The organism is Meridianimaribacter flavus (assembly GCF_004366715.1).
Classification (GTDB): Bacteria; Bacteroidota; Bacteroidia; order Flavobacteriales; family Flavobacteriaceae; genus Gaetbulibacter_B; species Gaetbulibacter_B jejuensis.
This window is the reverse complement of sequence record NZ_SOQZ01000001.1, coordinates 970,670-991,954: the sequence shown is the minus strand read 5'-3', so window position 1 is coordinate 991,954 and position 21,285 is coordinate 970,670. Positions and strand designations below refer to the sequence as shown.

The window sequence follows — 21,285 nt, the reverse complement described above, 5'->3', positions numbered from 1 at the left end:
ATCTTTATAATATCAACAAACTAATATCGTTACTTTTTTTAAATTTCTTTTTGAATCATTTCAAAAGCTTTGTTTACCGCCTTTTTTATGACTTTTGTTCTATGGTTTCCAAAGTTAAATTCTTGAGAATATACTTTGTCTTTTGTAGCTATTGCAATAAATACTGTTCCAACTTCTGCATCGGCATCTCCTTTTGATGGTCCTGCATTTCCTGTTGTAGCAATAGCATAATCGGTATTAAACAATTGTAAAACTGAGGTTGCCATAGCTTCAGCAACTTGTGCACTAACCACAGAGTACTTCTTAATTAAAGCTTCATCAATCTTTAATACATTTATTTTAGCTTCAGTAGCATAACTTACCACGCTTCCTTTAAAATATTGTGATGCTCCTGCATTTGCAGTAAACGATTCTGCAATTTTTCCTCCTGTACAACTTTCAGCAGTTGCAATGGTTTTATTTAATTTTACTAAATGCTTACCTATAATTTCTTCTAGCAAACCTTCATCTTCAAATCCAACAAAAATATCTTCTATTTGTGGCAATAACTTATTAATTTCTTCTTGTATAGTAGTTTCCACCAACTCTTTATCTTGATGTTTAGCGGACAACCTTAAACGTACTCGACCTAAACTAGGTAAATAAGCCAGTTTTAAAAATTGAGGTAAGTTATCTTCCCATTCTTCAATTCTTTCTGCAAGAGTACTTTCTCCCAACCCATTAGTTAAAACCGTTTTGTGCTTTATATAAGGAAATTGAAACTGCTCTCTCAGTCTTGGCATCACTTCGTCTTTAATTAATGCCTTCATTTCAAAAGGCACACCAGGAAGCGAAACAAATACTTTTCCGTTTTTTTCCAACCACATTCCTGGAGCGCTACCATACTTATTCATTAGCACTTTAGATTTGGTAGGCACTAAGGCTTGGTCAATATTAACCTGAGATAGTGGTTTTTTAATGTAATGCTCCCAAAGAAACTCGATATTTTTTCTAACTGAAAGGTCTTCGACCAATTTGTCATCAAAATATTCAGCAATAGTTTTTTTAGTAATATCGTCTTTGGTTGGTCCTAAACCACCAGTAATAATAATGATGTCTGCATTTTCTTCAGCTTCAGCTAAAGATTTTAAAATATGCGCTCTATCATCTTGAACCGAAGTAATTTGATAGACAGACACTCCTATTTTATTTAATTGTTCAGCAATAAACGCTGAATTGGTATCAATAACCTGACCGATGAGAATCTCATCACCAATAGTAATTATTTCTGCTTGCATTATAAGTTGAAGTCCGTTTTTAACTCGGCGGTTGCATTTTCAACAGCGTTTAAAACAAGTTCTAGTTCTTTGGAAATATCATCTCCAGTTTTTTCAAACTTCCCCCAATCTTGTACTGTTATTAAATCTTGTAAAACACCAAGCTCAAAAAGATCTACTGTTGGTTTCATTTTATGAGCTGCCTGGTAAGTAGTATAATAGTCATTATCTGCTACAGCGTTCTTTAATCGCTCAGCATCTTCTGGTACTTCTTCGAGAAAAGCTTCGGCTAATGACTTTACAAAATCTTCGTCACCACCTGCTAATTCTCTTACTCTAAATAGTTTATAATGTTGTTCCATTTATTTAACAGTTATTGAAAACATTTGTTTGTTTTCCAAAAATCCATCAAGCTTGTCGTTTGCAATTACCTTGCCAACACCTGATGGAGTTCCCGTAAAGATAATATCTCCAATCTTTAAAGTAAAATATTTTGACACATATTCGATGATTTCATCAATTTTCCACAGCATCAGGTTTGTATTACCTTTTTGTACTACTTCGCCATTTTTTTCTAAAGTGAAGGACAAATTATTAACATCTTTAAACTGCTGTTTATCAACCCAATTACCTACTACTGCTGCTCCATCAAAGGCTTTGGCTTTCTCCCAAGGTAATCCTTTGGCTTTTAATTGCGCTTGTAAATCGCGAGCAGTAAAGTCTATACCCAAACCTATTTGGTCATAATATTTATGTGCAAATTTTTTATCAATATACTTACCAACTTTATTAATTTTTACCAAAACTTCTACTTCATGATGCACATCGTTGGAAAAATCTGGAATAAAAAAAGGCTGTTTCTTTAAAAGAATTGCTGTATCAGGTTTTAAAAACACAACAGGATCGGTTGGTTTTTCGTTTTCTAGTTCTTTTATATGGTCGGTATAATTTCGACCTATGCAAATGAGTTTCATAACATCTTACCAAACCCTCTCTACAAGAGAAGGGATTTTTATTAATTAGTTTGACAAAGTTAATGTTATAGCTGGAACAGTTTTTAAATCACTTTGAAATTTATTTGAAGAATGGACTTTCCACTCTCCAGAAATATATGCTGCCATTTTGTATTTGCCTTCTTCTGCACAAATACCAGAAATTATAGGATTATGCCTTATACGTTTTTCCTTTTTTTTATTGTTTTTACCAAAATGAAATGTAACCTCCTCTTCGTTAAAAGGTATGTACAACCATTCAAAAGCCACATATAATCCTTCTCTTGGAAAAATTATAGCGTAGTCAGAAACATCTATATCTACAGTTTTTTGCTTCTTTTTTAGGGTAACTATTACATTTTCTTTTAGTAAATCTTTCTGCGGAAGACCATCATTTCCTATAGTGTACAAACGAAGTCTAAACTTTGCTTTATTGTTTTTAAAATTTCCAAAATGAAACCTAACAGACTTTAAGTACTCTGTATTTTCGTAATGTTCTTCGAAAGGAAAATATAAGGCTAATATCCAAGGGTTTCTAAAAGATGAACTAAAGCCTTGGCACAAATCATCTTCGGTAATTTTATTAATTTCTAAAGTTTTTTCTTCAAACTTTTTTGAAATTACAACTTCGTCTAGCTGCTCGTTTAAAGGCTGTAAAACTAGCTTTGAAACCTTTAAAAATGAAGATACTAAAAGTGTAGTGTCTTTATAACCCAACGAAGACAACTTAACATTTTTACGCAAGTTATTATTCTCTATAGCAAGTGTATAATTTCCTTCTTCATCGCTTGAAGTTCCTATTTCAGACTCAAGAACACTTATATTAACATAAGGAATTGGTAAATTCGTATCACCATCAACCACCACTCCTTTTGCTAATTGCTCTTGAGATAAAACAAAAAATGGAAAAAGAAATATTAAAAACTTCATCTTATAAAAATGGGATTTCTATCTTTCCTTAAAAGTTAGCTCAACTTATTATTAAACGCTCTTAACTTAATAGCTGTAAGCACTTTTTTGGTATACAAAGGAAAATCGGCATTTAACAACCAACCAAAATAACCTGGTTCATCATTAAGAACAGCCTCAACAGTTTTTCCTTTATGTTTTCCAAAAGAAAAGCATTCTTCTCCCTTTTTATTGTATGCAATAAAACCTGCAAAATCTGCAAACTTTTTACGAGAACTAAACTCTGCTAAAAACTTTGTATCGTTTTCTAAGTCGTCATATTTTGCAACTTGAGCTTTTAAAACTTCGTATGTAGCTAAAGTATCAGCTTCGGCACTATGGGCATCATCTAAATTTTTATCGCAGTAAAACTTATATGCAGCACTTAAAGTACGTTGTTCCATTTTATGAAAAATAGTTTGCACATCAACGGCAACCCTTCCTTTCATGTCAAAATCAACATCTGCGCGAAGCATTTCTTCTGCTAGTAATGGAATATCAAACCTGTTGGAGTTAAAACCTCCTAAATCGGCATCTTTAATAAGGTTATGTACTTCTTTAGAAATTTCTTTAAATGTTGGTGCATTGGCTACATCAGCATCTGAAATACCATGAACTTTAGTAACTTCTGGCGGAATTGGAATTGTTGGATTGACACGCTTGGTGTAAGTTTCCTCTTTACCATCAGGATATACTTTAAGAATAGAAATTTCAACAATCCTATCGCTAGAAATATTTATTCCAGTAGTTTCTAAGTCAAAAAAACAGATAGGTTTTGTAAGATTAAGCTGCATGTTATTAATTTTTAGGCAAAGATAATGAGATAAAACAAACCTTGAGTATGGTATTTGATTTTATCAAATAATTAACCGAAATTCGTTTTAATACTTAACAAACAGTTTTGAAACGATATTTTATGATTCAAAATTGCATTTAACACATTAATTATCAAAGAAAAAGTTACACTATTTTGGTTTAGAAGAGATTTACGCTTTGAAGACAATCATGCCTTATGGAAAGCTCAACAAAGCGAATATCCTGTACTTCCTGTTTTTATTTTTGACACCAATATTATTGAAGAATTGGATGAAGCAGACTCTAGAGTTACATTTATTCATAATTTACTTACTCAACTATCCAACAGCTTAAAATCGCACTCAAAAAGTTTGTATTGCAAAGTTGGAGATCCAATTAAAGTATGGGAAGAGATTGTAAATACGTTTGATGTACAAACCGTTTTTGCTAATGAAGATTACGAACCTTATGCTATTACTAGAGATAAGAACGTTAAACAATTGCTAGCAAAACATGATGTTAACTTTACCTTATTAAAAGACCAGGTTATTTTTGAAAAAAATGAAGTATTAAAAGCCGACAATACACCTTACACTGTTTACACACCTTACAAAAACAAGTGGCTTGAAAATTTTAATACTAAACATTTAAATTCTTACGCTTCAAACTCTGAAACTAACTTTTTAGATTCTGATTTTAAACTACCATCGCTATCTGAGTTAGGTTTTAAACGTTCTTCTATTACAGTTAAAGACTACGATTTAGAATCTCTAGAAGATTATAAAAAAGTAAGAGATTTTCCAGCTTTAGACCAAACGAGCCATTTATCACCTCATTTAAGATTTGGCACTATTAGTATTAGAAAGGTTATTAAAAAAACATTAAAACATCAAGCCTTTTTAAACGAACTCATATGGCGTGAATTTTTCATGCAAATTCTTTTTCACTTTCCTAAAGTTGTGGACTCAAACTTTAAAAGCAAGTATGATAACATAAAATGGAGAAACAATACTGAAGAATTTGAAAAGTGGAAAAAAGGACAAACAGGTTACCCAATGGTTGATGCTGGCATGAGAGAATTAAACGCTACAGGCTACATGCACAATCGCGTTAGAATGATTGTTGCTGGTTTTTTATGTAAACATTTATTAATTGATTGGAAATGGGGAGAAGCTTATTTTGCTGAAAAACTATTAGATTATGAACTGTCTTCAAATAATGGCAATTGGCAATGGGCTGCAGGAACTGGTTGTGATGCTGCTCCATACTTTAGAGTATTTAATCCCACAACACAAATAAAGAAATTTGACCCTAAATTAACTTATATCAATTCGTGGATTCCAGAACTAAACTCTTTAGAATACCCTCCACCAATGGTAGAACATAAAGACGCTAGAGAACGTGCTATTGAAACCTACAAAGTAGGACTAAATAACACTTAAGACATTAAAAAAGCACAATCTAGGATTGTGCTTTATTTTATGATTTATAGAATTTTAGATTTCTCTGTTAGAATCCCAAGCTTCGAGATAATCTTTTACAGCCTTAACAAATTGTCCTCCTAACGCTCCATTTACAACTCTATGGTCATAAGAGTGCGATAAGAACATTTTATAACGAATCCCAATAAAATCACCTTCAGGAGTTTCAACAACTGCAGGTACTTTTCGGATAGCTCCTAGTGCTAAAATACCTACTTGAGGTTGATTAATAATTGGTGTTCCCATAATACTACCAAAGGTTCCTACATTAGTTACAGTATAGGTTCCTCCTTGTATATCGTCTGGTTTTAATTTATTATCTCTTGCTCTAGTTGCTAAGTCATTTACTTTTTTGGTCATACCAACCAAGTTAAGTTGATCTGCATCTTTTATAACTGGCACAATAAGGTTTCCATCTGGTAATGCAGCTGCCATACCTAAATTGATATGTTTTTTCTTAATGATGCTATCTCCTTGAACTGAAATATTCATCATAGGAAAATCTCTTAATGCTTTAGCTACAGCTTCCATAAAAATTGGTGTAAAGGTTAGGTTTTCACCTTCTCTCTTTAGGAAAGCATCTTTCACCTTTTTTCTCCAGTTCCATATTCTAGTAACATCAGCTTCAATAAAACTTTGCACGTGAGCAGAAGTTTGTACTGACTCCACCATATGATGTGCAATTAATTTGCCCATTCTAGTCATTTCAATAATCTCATCGTCTCCACTACTTACTACTGGAGCAGCTTTTGGTTGTGCAACTCCATTGTTTTGCGTTGGAGCTACTTTAGCTACTTCTTGAACAGGTTTAGGTTGTGAGTCTCTATTTTCAATATAAGATAACATATCATTTTTAGTGACACGTCCTTCTTTTCCTGTACCAGGAATAGCATCTAATTCTGCTTGACTAATACCTTCTTGTTTTGCCATATTTTTTACTAATGGCGAATAAAAACGGTCTCCAGAAGATATCACAGGAGCTACAGTTTCTTTAGCAACCTCAACGGTTTTTGCAACTTCAGCAACTGCTACTTGTTTAGCTGTTTCTTCTTTAACAGGCTCAGTAGTTACAGCAGGAGCCTCAGTTGAAACTTCTCCTTCGGTTTCAATAATAGCAATAGTTTGACCAACTTGCACAACATCATCAGCATTGAAAAGTTTTTCTACTAAAACACCATCTACTTCACTTGGAACTTCACTATCCACTTTATCTGTAGCAATTTCAAGAACAGCCTCATCAGCCTCAATAGTATCACCAACTTCTTTTAACCAAGATGTTATTGTTGCTTCTGCTACGCTTTCTCCCATCTTAGGGAGTTTTAATTCAAATTTTGCCATATTAATAATGAAAAAGTGTTTTTGGGTTTTTCGTTTGCAAAATTAATAAAAAAACATCTAATCTATTGTTGTTTCTTCAATTAATCTTTTTTAAAATGGATAACCTCACCTCTGTTTTTAGAGCTATTGCTTCCGATGATAAAATTAGCATTTTTTGGTAAAATCTTAAAAAATGCCTTATTATTAATTTCAGGATTTGAAATATGCTCAATTATAGATTTATAGGTTACATATTCAGCATCAAAAATTATTTCGGTATACTCTTCAACCGTATCAATTGATGTCACCTGTGTAATAGGTTTGTTTAAAGCCTCTTTTAAACCTCTAGGAATATCTTTAGAAACTAATGTATAACTATCTATTCTGTTTTTAGCAACTAAAGGTTCAGATCGCATTAAATAAGCACCTCTAATCCCTAACCAAACCAATGAATTGAATATAAAATTGCTTTTAAAATGCTTTTTGTAAAAAATTTGCATTGCACCATAAAAACGCTTGGCATAGTTAAGGTCTTTTAATGTGCTCTCACCTTTATAATGAATAATAGTAGTGTTACCATTATAATAGTTGTCATAACCAGCTTTTAGGACTTTGTATGATAAATCCACATCTTCTCCATACATAAAATAGTCCTCATCAAACCCTCCAACTTCATTATAAACCTCTTTTTTCAATATCATAAAAGCACCAACAAAAATAGGAACTTCACCTATTGCTTCTTCTTCAATTTGTGTTGCATAATACGATTGAGGTTTACCAAGCAGCTTTTTAAGCGCTACATTGGGTTTTGGGATGTTTCGCTTGCTTTCTGGTAAAAAGTGACCTGTACCATCTACTAACCTGCAACCTAAAACACCTAAGTTTTCAATGCCATTAGCAAACTCTAAAAGTATCTTAAATGTGTCTTCAGCAACAATCGTATCTGGATTTAAAATACATAAGTACTCTCCTTTGGCTTGTGATTCACCAATATTATTTCCTTTGGAAAATCCTGAGTTTTCTTTATTCTCTATTAAAACAACATCAGGAAAATGCGTTTTTACCATATCACAACTTCTATCACTAGAGTTGTTATCTACTACAATTATTTCGGCTTCAATACCATCAATAGCTTTTTGAACACTTTTTAAACAGGATTCTAAAAAGTATTGCACATTATAGTTTAATATGACAACTGATAATTTCAATATAACTTTACGATTTTAAAGAGGTTTCAAAAGGAATTCTGTTAATGATACTTCTACCTAAGGTGATTTCGTCAGTATATTCTAACTCATTACCTACCGAAATACCTCTAGCAATAGTAGATGTAGTGATATTAAACTCTTGTATTTGCTTATAAATATAGAAATTAGTAGTATCGCCTTCCATAGTTGAACCCAAGGCAAAAATAAGCTCTTTGATTTTTCCTTCTCTAGCTTTTTGAACCAATGGTTCAATGTTTAAATCGTTAGGACCAACACCATCCATAGGAGAAATTTTGCCTCCAAGCACATGATACAATCCTTTAAAAGAACTTGTGTTTTCAATTGCCATTACATCCCTAATGTCTTCAACTACACAAATAACATCTTCTACTCTATTAGGGTTTGAGCAAATTTCGCACAAATCGGTATCGCTAATATTATTACAGTTTTTACAAAACTTAATATCATTACGCATAGTGCTTAATGCTTCGACTAACTGCAATGTATTTTCTTTTGGCTGTCCCAATAAATGTAGTACTAAACGTAACGCAGTACGCTTACCAACACCTGGTAATTGAGACATTTCATCAACAGCTTTTTCTAATAATTTTGAAGAAAATTCCATACAAGCAAAGGTACTACAATTTATGAGTTTATTACTTACAAAAAACCCAATACTCTTTTTACAGTATTGGGTTTTTATAATGTTTTATAAAGCTTTATTCTATAATAAGCTTTTTAGTTACCACTCCATTTAAGGTGTTTACTTTAACAAAATAAAGACCAGAAGCGTATTGAGCAACATCTATTGTGTAAGTATCTAAAAGATTTTCATCCTTAGCATAATACATTAATTTACCAATAGAGTTATAGATTCTTATTGACACGTCATCTCCTTTATCCCAACGTAGATTAATTTGAGTTTTTGCTGGGTTAGGGTACATATTTAACGATTGTAAGTCAAACTCACTAACACTTAAGCTAGCATCATACAAATTAGACCTCCACACACCTCTACCATAAGTAGCTGCATAAATTTTGTTTTCAACTGTATTTATTTCAAGCTCGCTAATAATTACATTAGGTAAGTTATTGCTAAATGGTTGCCAGCTATTTCCTGTAGTATTATCAATATAATATACACCATAGTTCATACCTAAGTATAAACCATCCTCACCATTGTCATGCCAGGTTAAAGCCTGAGCGCTAAAGTTAGGTAAATCAAATCCATAAGGAGTCCAAGTTACTCCTCCATTTGAAGACACATATACTTTTTGAGTAGATGTTGTAGCTATTGCTACTTTATTTGGATCTGTTGGATGAATTGCTATCGAATTTACAGAACCCGAAAACCCAGAGAGCTGCGACCAACTATTAACAATACCTACAAAAGTATTTTTATATAAGTTTCCATTTATTGACAAGTACATGTAGCTACTATTTGAAGGCGCTACTTTTAAATTGTCTATGTTAGCACCAAAATTTTGCGACACTGAAGTCCAACTTGTACCTCCATTAGTAGACATATAAACCTCGTCAAAAGCAATATAAATAGTATTTTGAACAAGTGGATCTTGCTCAAAAGGCACAACCCAATTGTAAAAGTTTTGACCTCCTTTTCCGTCAGGCTTAACTAAATTAGATATGTTTGATCCTCCATTAATAGTTTTGTATGTAGTACCATATTGAGAAGTACCATACATTATATTGCTATTATTCTTATCAACAAACGACTCCATTCCATCTGCGCCTAACCAATCAATCCAATCTCCATTAGCCAAATACGCTGATGTTCCATTATCTTGAGAACCTCCACTAATAATTACAGGATCAGACTGCGTAATACCAAACTTATAAAACTGCTTGATACTCATTCCAGCAGATAAATCAGTATAAAAATTTGCTGTTAACGCTGAAGAAGGGTTATTAGCAACATAAATACCTCCATCAGTTCCTGCATATAACTTATCACCTACAAACTCCAAAATATCTACATCAGCATGACAATACCCAATCCCCTGTGCTGCAGCATTCTGCGGAATCCACTGGGAAGAAATATTAAATGAAACACCTCCATCTAAAGAGCGCCACGTATTAATACCAGCAATATGTACTTCATTTGCATCTGCTGGATTAACTGTTATATCCATATCTCTAGGTGCTTGACCAGAACCAACATCGCTTGGATCTTCAGGGTCAGAGCTATATCCAAAATAATTTTTACCATCGTGGTCTAACTCACTAAAAGTAACAGCACTATCTGTCGATTTGTACAAGCTTCCGAATGCACTTCCACTGGCTTCAATAACATATACTGTTGAAGGACTATTAGCTGAAACGCCTATCATCTTAGGTCCATTTGAAAATACACCTGTAATTTCAGAAAAGTTAGTTCCTCCATCTGTTGACACAAATACACCTTGCCCTGAAGCATAAATGGTGTTAGAATCTCCTGGTTTAAACTCAACATCATAACCATTTGTTGCAGACTCGTTTATTAATGTCCAGTTAGCTCCAGCATTTGAAGATTTAAAAATACCTCCACTTTGCACACTGCAATACATTTTGTTAGAATTTGCCGGATCAATAATGATTTTATTTACACTTCCATTTCCAGTATCAGACCAGAAATTCCATGTAGCTCCTGCATCAGTAGACTTAAATATATTTCCGCTTGTGGTTCCCCAATAATATGTTGATGAATCATTAGGATCTATTGCTAATGCATATACATATAAATTCGACATATTGTCTGTTAACACCTCCCAAGTAGCGCCTCCATCAAGAGTTTTCCATACACCTCCAGAGTTTGCTCCTGCAATAATATGATTAGAGTTTGAAGCATCTACAGCAATAGATGTTACTCTTCCTACTCCTGGATTCCATCCACTTGTTTGGTTCCAATTTGTTGGTCCTAATTGCTCCCAAGTACCAACAGTAGTTCTTGCTAATCCTGAATTTTGATTAATATAATTATTGTAGTTTTCAAGTTCTTCAAAATAAAACTCAGGCGTTTTAAGCATTCCGTTTTCATCCATATTTCTCAAGGCTTGGTATTCCCATCTTTTGTAAGGTTTGTAACCTTTACCTTGTCCAGTTCCTTCAATTGCAAAATAAGCTTCAGCCTCTGCTATGATTTCTTCTACAGTGTAGGTACCTGCATCCATCATTCTTTTATATTCTTGAGACCAAGATGTCATCATGAATAATGAGAAAACTAAAGAAATGTAAAATTTTTTCATTTTAATTTAGTTAATATTGTGTTTTATTAAATTTTTCAAAAATAGTATTTTAAAAACAATAGTATTGTTAATATTTTATTTTTATGTCTCCTAGTTCAATAGCACTACTTATCATTGGTTACTTTGTCGTATTAATTTTAATTTCTTACTTCACAAGTAAAGAAGATTCTAACGAAGCGTTCTTTAAAGCCAATAAATCTGCTCCTTGGTACCTTGTTGCTTTTGGAATGATTGGTGCTTCACTTTCGGGAGTTACTTTTATTTCGGTTCCTGGTGCTGTAGAGAGTAAGCAGTTTGGTTATCTACAAGTTGTTTTTGGGTATTTGTTTGGCTACCTAGTAATTGCCTATGTATTATTACCTATTTACTACAGGCTAAACCTAACTTCAATTTACACCTATTTAAGAGATAGATTTGGAAACACGAGTTATAAAACCGGTTCTGTTGCTTTTTTAATTTCAAGAACTGTTGGTGCTGCATTTCGTTTATTTTTAGTAGCAAAAGTGCTACAATTACTAATTTTTAATCAGTTTGAAATTCCTTTTTTTATAACGGTTATCATCACTATTGCGCTTATTTGGCTTTATACATTTAAAGGCGGAATTAAAACCATCATATTTACTGATACGCTTCAAACACTTTTCATGTTGGTTTCAGTAGTTGTTACTATTCTGTTTTTAGCATCTGCACTAGACTTAAATAGTGTTTCTGACATTTATACCAATGTAAAGGAAAGTACAATGAGTAAAGTATTCTTTTTTGAAGATGTGAATGATGCTCAATATTTCGTTAAAAGCTTTTTGGCAGGTATGTTCATAACTATTACCATGACTGGACTTGACCAAGATATGATGCAAAAAAACCTAACCTGTAAAAACCTAAAAGAAGCTCAAAAAAACATGGTAAGCTTTAGTGTGGTTTTAATTTTTGTAAACATTCTCTTTTTAGTGCTTGGTCTTTTACTTACTCAATATGCACAACAAAATAATATTACAGCAAGCAAAGATGACCTTTTTCCAACCATAGCTATGCTACCTGAAATAGGAATCATAACTTCAGCCTTTTTTATTCTTGGTTTAATCGCTGCTGCTTACTCTAGTGCAGACTCAGCGCTTACTTCACTAACGACTTCGTTTTGCATCGATATTATTGAGCTAGACAAAAAACCAAAAGAACAACAAAAGAAAATCAGAAAAACAGTACATATTTTCACAAGTATAGTTTTAGTACTTGTAATTATACTTTTTGATTTAATTTTTAAAGATGTTTCTGTTATCTGGGAATTATTTAAAGCTGCTGGTTACACCTATGGACCACTACTTGGGTTGTTTGCTTTTGGTATTCTAACCAAATCTCAAATAAAAGACAAATATGTATGGATTATTGCTATAATTGCTCCTATTGTATCTTATCTTTTAAACGCCTATTCCGAAACTTTATTCAACGGTTATCAAATTGGCTTTGAAATCCTTATTATAAATGGATTACTAACCTATTTAGGATTAATATTGATTCGTAGACAAAAGCACTAAAGTACAAGACGCTTCATGAGGAATATTGTTTTTATCTAATAATTTATAAAACTCATCGTTTTCTGTTCCTGGGTTAAAAATAACTCGCTCAGGTTTAAGCCCAATAATATAATCGTAATATTCTTTTTGAACCGTTGGGTTAAGATAAAGTGTAACAGTATTTAAATCTTTATAAGGTAATAATTCAGTATCAATTTCAACTCCTGAAATCGTCCCGCTTTTGCTTCCATAAGCTACTACCTCATGGTTATTATTCACTAATCGTTCTACAGCATAGTTTGAATATCTATTAGGCTTAATAGAGGCTCCAAATACTAAGGTTTTTTTGCTCATATGTTAAAATGTTGTTAAGTAGTGTTAAAAAGAGTAACACAAAATTCATAAAGGCGTCTATCAAATACAATCGTAAAAAAACAAAACTAATCAATCAATCAAAAAATGAAAAAGTTATTATTGCTTTGTCTATTTGCTTTTACCCTATCTTTAACTGCAAATGCTACATTAGCTAACACTGAAAAAGATGGAACCGTAACCGGAAAAGTATTAGACGTAAACCTCAACCAACCCTTACCTTACGTAAACATTATTATTAAAAATGCTGCTGGTACAACTATTACTGGTGGGATTACTGATGATCAAGGTAATTTTGAAATTAAAAACATACCTGAAGGTAAAAGTTTTTTAAGCGCTCAATACATTGGTTACAAAACAGTAACCAAAGAAATAATTGTCGATAAAGGCAGTTACAGAATTGACCTTGGTAACATTATGCTTGAAGAAGATATTGCAAGCCTTGACGAAGTGACTGTTGTAGCAGAAGTATCTTCAATTCAACAAAAAGTTGACAGAAAAGTCATTACTATTGGTAAAGACCTTACTACTACTGGAGCGACTGCTTCAGAAATTATGAACAATCTTCCTGCAGTAAGTGTTGACAGCCAAAACGGAAACATTAGTTTGCGTGGTAATGAAAATGTACGCGTACTTGTAGACGGTAAACCAACCAATGTACCTGCAGCTCAATTATTAAAACAAATTCCTTCTACATCAATTAAAAGTGTTGAGTTAATTACAAACCCATCAGCTAAATACAATCCTGAAGGAATGAGTGGTATTATCAACATCATTCTTCATAAAAACACAAACATTGGTTTTAATGGTAATGTAAACATAGGTTTCGCTAAAGAAATCAGTCCTAACTTCAACAGTTCAATTGACATGAACTACCGAAATGGAAAACTTAACTTCTACGGAAATTACGGTAACAACATAGGGAAAAGCAAAAACTACGGAATGATAGAGCGATTTGACAACAATACTGAGCAATTGTTCGATTTTGGTAACAACAACAAATCGCACCTTTATAAAATTGGAGTAGATTACTATATTAACGATCGTAATACACTTTCATTTTACACCAATCAAAATATATATGATGGTAAAGGTAACGGAACTACAGATGTATTATATTTAAATAATGATTTTCCTGATTTCCGTCAGGTGTTCAATAACTCAAATGAAAACAACACTTCAACCTACAATGGAGCTTATAAACACGACTTCAAAAAAGAAGGTCATAATATAAGTTTAGAAGCTGACTATAGCACGTTTGATAGTGATGAGTTTGCTAACTTCGCGTTTAATGACAACACTGGTTATATTGATGTTGTTGATAACAAAAGAGACAATACTGTTATAAATTTAGACTATGTTAACCCTTTATCTGAAAAGGCTAAACTAGAAATTGGTGCAGAATACAGATCTAATAACTCTGATAATATTTACGATACTACAAATGCTAATTTATTCGATTCTAATTATGAGTACAATAGAAGCATATATTCGTTTTACACCACTTATGGCAAAACATTTGAAAAATGGTCTTACCAAGTTGGAGCGCGTTTAGAGCAATATGAAGTTGAAGCTAACTTTGCTCAAGACACTCAAGACAATGCCAAATTTACTGATGAGCAATTCAGTATTTACCCATCTGTATTTGCAACCTATAATCTTTCAGAAAAAAACACTTTACAATTTAGTTATAGTAGACGTGTTGATCGTCCTGGTTTAGGACAAATCAACCCAATTAGAGAATGGAGTACACCTCGAGTAACTTCAATTGGTAATCCTGAATTAAGACAACAGTTTACCAATTCATTTGAAATTAACTATACTAAAATCATAAAAGGTGGTAGCATAACTGCTGGTACATTTTACAGAAATATTGAAGATGAAATCAACAGAGCTGTTTATATAGATCCAGAAGATCCAACAGGAGAAAGCGTAATATTAACTTACGATAACTTTGACAACAATTCAGCTTATGGTGTTGAAGCCTCTACAAACTACAGACCAACAAAATGGTGGAGTTTAAATACAAGTGCTGAGTTTTATTACAGAACTGTAAGAGGTGTTGTAGAACAAGAAAACGTTGATGTAGACAACTCTACTTTTAACTTTAGAATGAACAACAACTTTAAAGTTACTAAAAGTTTGAATTTATCTCTTTTCGGAATGTATAGAGGGCAAGAAAAAGGGCTTCAAAACACAAGAAAACCAATGACATTAGTTAACACAGGTTTACGTTACACGTTCCTTGAGGACAAAGCAACTTTTAGTTTTAGCTACAGTGATATTTTCAACTCAATGAAATTTGCTTTTGATGGTACAAGACCTTTTCCTACTGAAGGCGAATTTAACTGGGAAAGCAACCAATGGCGCATAGGATTATCTTACCGATTTGGTGGTGGAAAATACAGAGCGTTAAGCAGAAAACAAAGAGATGATAATGAAACCCAAGGAAGTGGTGGTTTCATGTAAAAATATTTGATAGCCAGCGTAATAGTTGATGGTTAGTGTTAATGCTTGGTTATTGAATAAGAAAACCCGGAACATTTTTGTTTCGGGTTTTTACTTTTTATAAAGTTAATAAAATGTTATTCTTCATTATTTATGAAGGATAAATCACCAAAAAGTCATTTTTTTGCAGTCATAATGTAATCGACAAGTTTAAGTTAATTTGAATTAGCCTTCATAAATTATAAAAAGCTTGAAAACAACACATTATACACAAAAGCTCAAAGTGAAAACTTTGGGCTTTTTTTCTTTAAAAATTTATTAAAAACTGTAATACATACGCAATTAACTCGTCTATTATATAACTAGCTACTTTCTTAAAGAATTTAGATTAATTTGAATTAGCCTTCATCAATCAAAATTCAAAAAATAGTAGTAAGTGTTAAACTTAAAACCCAAGGTTATTGCTTTGGGTTTTTTAATTTTTGTTAATTGATAGTTAAAAGTGTTAACGAATGAAATAAATTTTAATTTTCTACGTCTAAGATATAGTGATAAGTTTTAAAGTTAATCAATTAAAATATCACTGTTTTATAGTTTAGTGTTAGTAAGTTGGTTAATAGCGAAAAAACCCGAAACGTTTTAAAGTTTCGGGTTTTTTTATGGTTATAACTTTTACTTTTTTATTGAGCCTTTACCACTTTATAATAGCGCTTCCCCAAGTAAATCCACTTCCAAAGGCAGCAAGAACCACAGTATCGCCTTCTTTTATTTTTCCTTGCTCCCAAGCTTCAGTTAAAGCAATAGGAATAGAAGCTGCTGTTGTGTTTCCGTATTTTTGAATATTATTAAATACTTGGTCGTCTTCCAATTGGAATTTCTTTTGAATAAACTGCGCAATACGCAAGTTGGCTTGATGCGGAATTAACATATCAATGTCATTTACCTGCAACTTGTTTTTCATTAAGCCTTCCATAATTACTTCACTAAAACGAACTACTGCATTTTTAAATACAAATTGTCCGTTCATGTAAGGATAGTAGCTCTCATCATCAGGATTATTATCTGCTATAATATCATTTACCCAACGTTTTCCCATTCCTGGAGCTATCAAACTTAACTCTTCGGCATGTTCTCCTTGAGAATGCAAGTGCGTTGATAGAATACCTTTACTATTATCTTCTTCACGTGTTAAAACTGCTGCTCCTGCTCCATCTCCAAAAATCACCGAAACACCTCTTCCTCTAGTGGTTTTATCTAATCCGTGAGAATGTAATTCACTTCCAATAACAAGCACGTTTTTATACATTCCTGTTTTTATAAAATTATCAGCAACCGATAACCCATAAACAAAACCAGAACATTGGTTACGTACATCTAATGCACCAACTGTTTTTATGTCTAATTCTTTTTGAACGGTAACTCCTGGTCCAGGAAAGTAATAATCTGGACTTAAGGTTGCAAAAATGATAAAATCAATGTCATCTTTATCAATTCCTGCACGTTCTATAGCAACTTTAGCTGCTTTTACACCCATTGCAGATGTGGTATCACCACTTCCTGGTTTTACCCAACGACGCTCTTTAATTCCTGTTCGCTCTTGAATCCATTCATCACTGGTATCCATCAACTTGGTTAAATCATCATTGGTTACCACATTGTCAGGCACATAAGAACCTAAACCTATTATTTTTGAATTATACATATCATAAAAATTAGCTTCGCAATTTAAATATTTCAAAATAAAACCTCTTTAAAAAAAATAATCTATCGTTATGCGTGCATAACATTTTATATAATGTCACTTTGTCACTTTTTTGGGCTTGGTATTTTTTTTGTCTTTGGAATGAACATAATTACAAATACAATAAAACACATATATTATGGCAAAAGGAAACATTAATGTATCGGTAGAAAACATCTTCCCGCTCATTAAAAAATTCTTATACAGTGACCACGAAATCTTTTTACGTGAGTTAATTAGTAATGCAACTGATGCAACTTTAAAGCTTAAGCACTTAACCAGTATTGGTGAAGCTAGCGTTGAATACGGTAATCCGCAAATTGAAGTAAAAGTTGATAAAGATGGTAAAAAACTTCACATTATTGACCAAGGATTAGGTATGACTGCTGACGAAGTTGAAAAATACATCAACCAAGTTGCTTTTTCTGGTGCCGAAGAATTTCTTGACAAATACAAAGATTCTGCAAAAGATTCAGGAATTATAGGACATTTTGGTCTTGGCTTTTATTCAGCGTTTATGGTTGCTGAAAAAGTAGAAATCATTACAAAATCTTACAAAGATGAACCAGCTGCACATTGGACTTGCGATGGCTCACCAGAGTTTACATTAGAAGCCCACGATAAAACTGAAAGAGGTACTGAAATTATTCTTCATATTGCTGAAGATTCTACCGAGTTTTTAGAAGACAACCGCATAAGCGAATTACTTACAAAGTATAACAAGTTTATGCCTGTGCCAATTAAATTTGGAACAAAAACAGAGACCTTACCAAAACCTGAAGATGCAAAAGAAGATGATCCTGCACCAACAAAAGAGGTTGACAATATTATAAACAATCCAAATCCTGCTTGGACAAAGCAACCAACAGATTTAGAAGATAATGATTACAAGAGCTTCTACCGCGAGTTGTACCCAATGCAGTTTGAAGAACCTTTATTTCACATTCACTTAAATGTTGACTATCCGTTTAATTTAACTGGGATTTTATATTTCCCAAAAATGACTAACGACCTCAACATCCAAAAAGATAAAATTCAACTGTACCAAAACCAAGTGTTTGTAACAGATAACGTAGAAGGTATTGTTCCAGAATTTTTAACCATGCTTCGTGGTGTTATTGATTCTCCTGATATTCCGTTAAACGTTTCTCGTAGTTACTTACAAGCCGATGGTGCTGTAAAGAAAATTTCGTCTTACATTACACGTAAGGTGGCTGATAAATTAAAATCGTTATTCAATAACAACCGTGAAGATTTTGAAGCAAAATGGGATGACATTAAAATTGTGATTGAATACGGAATGCTTTCTGAAGAAAAATTCTTTGAAAAAGCTGATGCCTTTGCATTGTACCCAACTGTAGATGGTAAACACTACACGTATGACGAACTTTACAATGCTATAAAAGCAAAACAAACTGATAAAGACGACAAACTTGTTATTCTTTATGCATCAAACAAAGATGCGCAACACAGCTACATTGAAGCTGCAAAAGCAAAAGGTTACGAAGTGTTATTTTTAGATTCTCCTATTGTTTCTCACTTAATGCAAAAACTAGAAACGACAAAAGAGAATATTTCGTTTGCACGTGTTGATGCTGACCATATAGACAACTTAATTAAGAAAGATGACAACAAGATTTCAAAATTAAGTGATGATGAAAAGAAAACACTAGACGAACTTCTTAAAGAAGTAATTCCTGCTGAAAAATTCACAGTGCAATTAGAACCTATGGATAGCGATGCTGCACCATTTATGATTACACAACCAGAGTTTATGCGTCGTATGAAAGAGATGCAACAAACTGGTGGTGGCGGTATGTTTGGTATGGGCAACATGCCAGATATGTACAACTTGGTTGTAAACACAAATCATGAATTGGTTGGTGAAATTTTAAACACCGAAACCAAAGAAAACAAAGAACGTTTAATAAACCAAAGTTTAGATTTAGCACGTTTAAGTCAAGGCTTACTTAAAGGTGAAGAACTTACAAACTTTATTAAGCGTAGCTACGACATGATAAAGTAAACAAATTATCAAGCTGAAGTTCATTTAGTAGTTCTTATAGTAAAAAACCACTTCCTAACACGAAGTGGTTTTTTTTATCCTAAACAAAAAGTGATGTTCCCTCACTAAAACATACCTTTTACCAATTCCTCATTTTACAACATCTTGGTCTTTACTAGGTTTGACAGATATAACATTAACACTTTGTATTATGAAAAACCCATTCAACTTAAGTATTAAATCACCTTGTCAAGAAAACTTTCAAAAATTTACGCCAACTGCAAAAGGTGGTTTTTGTGGCTCATGTGAAAAAGAAGTTGTTGATTTCACTAAAATGACGTCAGATGAAATTATTGCTTTTTTTAAGGCAAAAGAAACTCAAAATGTATGTGGCAGATTTAACAACAATCAGTTAAAAACCTACTCACCTACTCCAAAACGAAAAAAATTAAGTTTTATAAGTGCTGTTGGTTTAGCATGTTTATCATTATTCTCGTTTGGAACTGCTCAAGCACAAAACACATCAAAAACGTCTGACAATTCAGATAAGAACAGTTCAAAAGTGCTTCAAGAATCTCAAGAGAGTAATATAACCGTTGAAGGCACAGTTACTGATGGCGAGTTGCCACTTCCTGGAGTAAACATTGTGTTGCAAGGTACCACAGTTGGAACTTCTAGCGACTTTGATGGCAACTTCACTTTTCCGCAGAAACTAAAAAAAGGAGATATTTTGGTTTTTAGCTATTTAGGAATGAAATCTCAAAAATTGGTTATTAATGATAAAAATTCTGCTTCTAGTGTAGCATTACAAGTTATGATGGAAGGTGACACTTGTATCATTATGGGAAAAGTAGCAACAAAAGAAGTTTACAAGTCTAAAAGGAATTAAACTACAACATGAGAAAAACACTCGTTATAATAACCTTTAGTATTGTAAGCTTTTCAGTAGCGCAAGTATCGGATTTTAACACTGTCGATTTTACACGTGCAGATAATATTGTGAAATTAAATGAAGGAGAAGATCTTGACAACCTTCCTGTACTTGCGCATAAGCTTACCGCTAATCTTAAAACTGATGTTGAAAAATTTAGGGCTATTTACCTTTGGGTATGCCAAAATATTACAGCAGATCCTGGTCAAGACAATAAGGTTTTTAAACATAAAAGAAAGCTAGCACACGACTCTGTAGCTTATTTAAAATGGAATAACGAGTTTAAAGTTAAAGCCTTTAAAAAACTACTTAAACGCAAAAAAACCATGTGCACAGGTTATGCCTATTTGGTAAAAGAACTTTGCTTTTTAGCTGACATTGAATGTGTGATTGTTGATGGTTACGGAAGATCAGTTTCTGCTAATGTTGAAGCATTAGACTTTGCTAACCATTCTTGGAATGCTGTAAAACTCAATAATAAATGGTACTTGTGTGATGCCACTTGGTCTAGCGGATTTACTTTAAACACGAGTTTTATTAAAGATTATAATGATGGCTATTTTTTAACAGACCCTACTCTTTTTGCTAAAAATCATTTTCCGTTGGATAAAAAATGGTTTTTAAATGATTCGTTAGCAAATACCAAATTTACACCTCAAGCTATCGTGTATGGTGAAACGTTTGAGCACAAAATTATTCCTACTTATCCAAAAACACTTAATGTGACCACTAAAAAAGACGAAGCATTACATTTTAGTTTTAAGACATTAGCATCTAACCCTCAAGACCGAGTAGAGCTTGTACAATTTGTTGGCTCAAAGGAACACTCATTTAAAATCGAAGACTTACAAAAAACCGACACTAGCATTTCATTCAACAACACCTTTAAACACAAAGGCTATCATGATGTGCATATAAAAGTCAATAACGACATTGTTGCAACATACACAGTAAAGGTTATTAAGTAAAACTGTAACTAAAAAACTATTTGGTCGTCTTATAATAAACTGTAAATTATCACTTTAAAAAAACCGACCA

At 32.8% G+C, this 21,285-nt stretch carries 17 protein-coding genes; 6 read left to right on the top strand and 11 right to left on the bottom strand.

From position 1 onward, the window contains the following. Positions 1-38: 38 nt before the first annotated feature. The 5 genes from A8975_RS04545 to A8975_RS04525 are packed head-to-tail and all read right to left on the bottom strand — an operon-like array spanning position 39 to position 3,990. A complete protein-coding gene (locus A8975_RS04545; protein WP_134198819.1) occupies positions 39-1,277 on the bottom strand; it encodes a competence/damage-inducible protein A in 1,239 nt (412 codons plus the stop codon). Then, positions 1,277-1,618 carry an Hpt domain-containing protein gene (locus tag A8975_RS04540; protein ID WP_131505737.1) on the bottom strand — a complete coding sequence of 114 codons (342 nt, stop codon included), beginning with the start codon at positions 1,616-1,618 and terminating at the stop codon, positions 1,277-1,279. Before A8975_RS04540 ends, A8975_RS04545 begins: the two co-directional genes overlap by 1 nt. After that, positions 1,619-2,230, bottom strand: a complete 612-nt coding sequence (locus tag A8975_RS04535; protein ID WP_129759015.1) for a fumarylacetoacetate hydrolase family protein — start codon at positions 2,228-2,230, stop codon at positions 1,619-1,621. Between the two features lie 45 nt (positions 2,231-2,275). Further along, a complete protein-coding gene (locus tag A8975_RS04530) occupies positions 2,276-3,178 on the bottom strand; it encodes a carboxypeptidase-like regulatory domain-containing protein (RefSeq protein ID WP_131505738.1) in 903 nt (300 codons plus the stop codon). Between the two features lie 35 nt (positions 3,179-3,213). Continuing rightward, positions 3,214-3,990: a 3'-5' exonuclease gene (locus A8975_RS04525; protein ID WP_131505739.1), complete on the bottom strand. Its 777-nt coding sequence runs from the start codon at positions 3,988-3,990 to the stop codon at positions 3,214-3,216. 132 nt (positions 3,991-4,122) lie between these two features. Here A8975_RS04525 and A8975_RS04520 point away from each other — a divergent pair, with 132 nt between their 5' ends. Continuing rightward, complete coding sequence (locus A8975_RS04520) at positions 4,123-5,433, top strand: cryptochrome/photolyase family protein (protein WP_410504192.1); 1,311 nt, start codon at positions 4,123-4,125, stop codon at positions 5,431-5,433. Positions 5,434-5,487: 54 nt separating this feature from the next. On the opposite strand, the gene A8975_RS04515 is transcribed toward A8975_RS04520, so the two are convergent. The 4 genes from A8975_RS04515 to A8975_RS04500 all read right to left on the bottom strand — a co-directional run bounded on the left by A8975_RS04515 (position 5,488) and on the right by A8975_RS04500 (position 11,239). Continuing rightward, complete coding sequence (locus tag A8975_RS04515) at positions 5,488-6,810, bottom strand: dihydrolipoamide acetyltransferase family protein (RefSeq protein ID WP_134198817.1); 1,323 nt, start codon at positions 6,808-6,810, stop codon at positions 5,488-5,490. Positions 6,811-6,890: 80 nt separating this feature from the next. Continuing rightward, positions 6,891-7,997, bottom strand: coding sequence for a glycosyltransferase family 2 protein (locus tag A8975_RS04510; protein ID WP_134198816.1), 1,107 nt, complete (start codon positions 7,995-7,997; stop codon positions 6,891-6,893). Between the two features lie 7 nt (positions 7,998-8,004). Beyond that, complete coding sequence (gene recR, locus A8975_RS04505; protein WP_134198815.1) at positions 8,005-8,622, bottom strand: recombination mediator RecR; 618 nt, start codon at positions 8,620-8,622, stop codon at positions 8,005-8,007. Positions 8,623-8,716: 94 nt separating this feature from the next. After that, positions 8,717-11,239: a T9SS type A sorting domain-containing protein gene (locus tag A8975_RS04500; protein ID WP_134198814.1), complete on the bottom strand. Its 2,523-nt coding sequence runs from the start codon at positions 11,237-11,239 to the stop codon at positions 8,717-8,719. Positions 11,240-11,322: 83 nt separating this feature from the next. Here A8975_RS04500 and A8975_RS04495 point away from each other — a divergent pair, with 83 nt between their 5' ends. Next, entirely contained in the window at positions 11,323-12,771 is a 1,449-nt protein-coding gene (locus A8975_RS04495) for a sodium:solute symporter (RefSeq protein WP_134198813.1), read from the top strand. Here A8975_RS04495 and A8975_RS04490 read toward each other — a convergent pair. Next, positions 12,742-13,104, bottom strand: coding sequence for a CoA-binding protein (locus A8975_RS04490; protein WP_134198812.1), 363 nt, complete (start codon positions 13,102-13,104; stop codon positions 12,742-12,744). The two genes, A8975_RS04495 and A8975_RS04490, sit on opposite strands and share 30 nt — an antisense overlap. 105 nt (positions 13,105-13,209) lie before the next feature. Here A8975_RS04490 and A8975_RS04485 point away from each other — a divergent pair, with 105 nt between their 5' ends. Beyond that, a complete protein-coding gene (locus A8975_RS04485; RefSeq protein ID WP_134198811.1) occupies positions 13,210-15,591 on the top strand; it encodes an outer membrane beta-barrel family protein in 2,382 nt (793 codons plus the stop codon). A gap of 670 nt (positions 15,592-16,261) precedes the next feature. On the opposite strand, the gene A8975_RS04480 is transcribed toward A8975_RS04485, so the two are convergent. Next, complete coding sequence (locus tag A8975_RS04480; RefSeq protein WP_134198810.1) at positions 16,262-17,272, bottom strand: 3-oxoacyl-ACP synthase III family protein; 1,011 nt, start codon at positions 17,270-17,272, stop codon at positions 16,262-16,264. A 178-nt stretch (positions 17,273-17,450) separates the two neighbouring features. Here A8975_RS04480 and htpG point away from each other — a divergent pair, with 178 nt between their 5' ends. The 3 genes from htpG (at position 17,451) to A8975_RS04465 (ending at position 21,215) form a co-directional block, all read left to right on the top strand. Beyond that, complete coding sequence (gene htpG, locus A8975_RS04475; RefSeq protein ID WP_131505748.1) at positions 17,451-19,337, top strand: molecular chaperone HtpG; 1,887 nt, start codon at positions 17,451-17,453, stop codon at positions 19,335-19,337. Between the two features lie 190 nt (positions 19,338-19,527). Beyond that, positions 19,528-20,205, top strand: a complete 678-nt coding sequence (locus A8975_RS04470; RefSeq protein WP_243832946.1) for a carboxypeptidase-like regulatory domain-containing protein — start codon at positions 19,528-19,530, stop codon at positions 20,203-20,205. Positions 20,206-20,213: 8 nt separating this feature from the next. Continuing rightward, positions 20,214-21,215 carry a transglutaminase domain-containing protein gene (locus tag A8975_RS04465; protein WP_134198809.1) on the top strand — a complete coding sequence of 334 codons (1,002 nt, stop codon included), beginning with the start codon at positions 20,214-20,216 and terminating at the stop codon, positions 21,213-21,215. The last annotated feature ends 70 nt before the right edge of the window (positions 21,216-21,285 follow it).

What these genes read in the sequence shown, in the direction of transcription:
- A8975_RS04470 (WP_243832946.1), top strand. Translation starts at nt 19,528, where the DNA reads ATGAAAAACCCATTCAACTTAAGTATTAAATCACCTTGTCAAGAAAAC.
- A8975_RS04485 (WP_134198811.1), top strand. Translation starts at nt 13,210, where the DNA reads ATGAAAAAGTTATTATTGCTTTGTCTATTTGCTTTTACCCTATCTTTA.
- A8975_RS04480 (WP_134198810.1), bottom strand. Translation starts at nt 17,272, where the DNA reads ATGTATAATTCAAAAATAATAGGTTTAGGTTCTTATGTGCCTGACAAT.
- A8975_RS04525 (WP_131505739.1), bottom strand. Translation starts at nt 3,990, where the DNA reads ATGCAGCTTAATCTTACAAAACCTATCTGTTTTTTTGACTTAGAAACT.
- A8975_RS04530 (WP_131505738.1), bottom strand. Translation starts at nt 3,178, where the DNA reads ATGAAGTTTTTAATATTTCTTTTTCCATTTTTTGTTTTATCTCAAGAG.
- A8975_RS04495 (WP_134198813.1), top strand. Translation starts at nt 11,323, where the DNA reads ATGTCTCCTAGTTCAATAGCACTACTTATCATTGGTTACTTTGTCGTA.
- htpG (WP_131505748.1), top strand. Translation starts at nt 17,451, where the DNA reads ATGGCAAAAGGAAACATTAATGTATCGGTAGAAAACATCTTCCCGCTC.
- A8975_RS04545 (WP_134198819.1), bottom strand. Translation starts at nt 1,277, where the DNA reads ATGCAAGCAGAAATAATTACTATTGGTGATGAGATTCTCATCGGTCAG.
- A8975_RS04500 (WP_134198814.1), bottom strand. Translation starts at nt 11,239, where the DNA reads ATGAAAAAATTTTACATTTCTTTAGTTTTCTCATTATTCATGATGACA.
- recR (WP_134198815.1), bottom strand. Translation starts at nt 8,622, where the DNA reads ATGGAATTTTCTTCAAAATTATTAGAAAAAGCTGTTGATGAAATGTCT.
- A8975_RS04515 (WP_134198817.1), bottom strand. Translation starts at nt 6,810, where the DNA reads ATGGCAAAATTTGAATTAAAACTCCCTAAGATGGGAGAAAGCGTAGCA.
- A8975_RS04540 (WP_131505737.1), bottom strand. Translation starts at nt 1,618, where the DNA reads ATGGAACAACATTATAAACTATTTAGAGTAAGAGAATTAGCAGGTGGT.
- A8975_RS04490 (WP_134198812.1), bottom strand. Translation starts at nt 13,104, where the DNA reads ATGAGCAAAAAAACCTTAGTATTTGGAGCCTCTATTAAGCCTAATAGA.
- A8975_RS04535 (WP_129759015.1), bottom strand. Translation starts at nt 2,230, where the DNA reads ATGAAACTCATTTGCATAGGTCGAAATTATACCGACCATATAAAAGAA.
- A8975_RS04465 (WP_134198809.1), top strand. Translation starts at nt 20,214, where the DNA reads ATGAGAAAAACACTCGTTATAATAACCTTTAGTATTGTAAGCTTTTCA.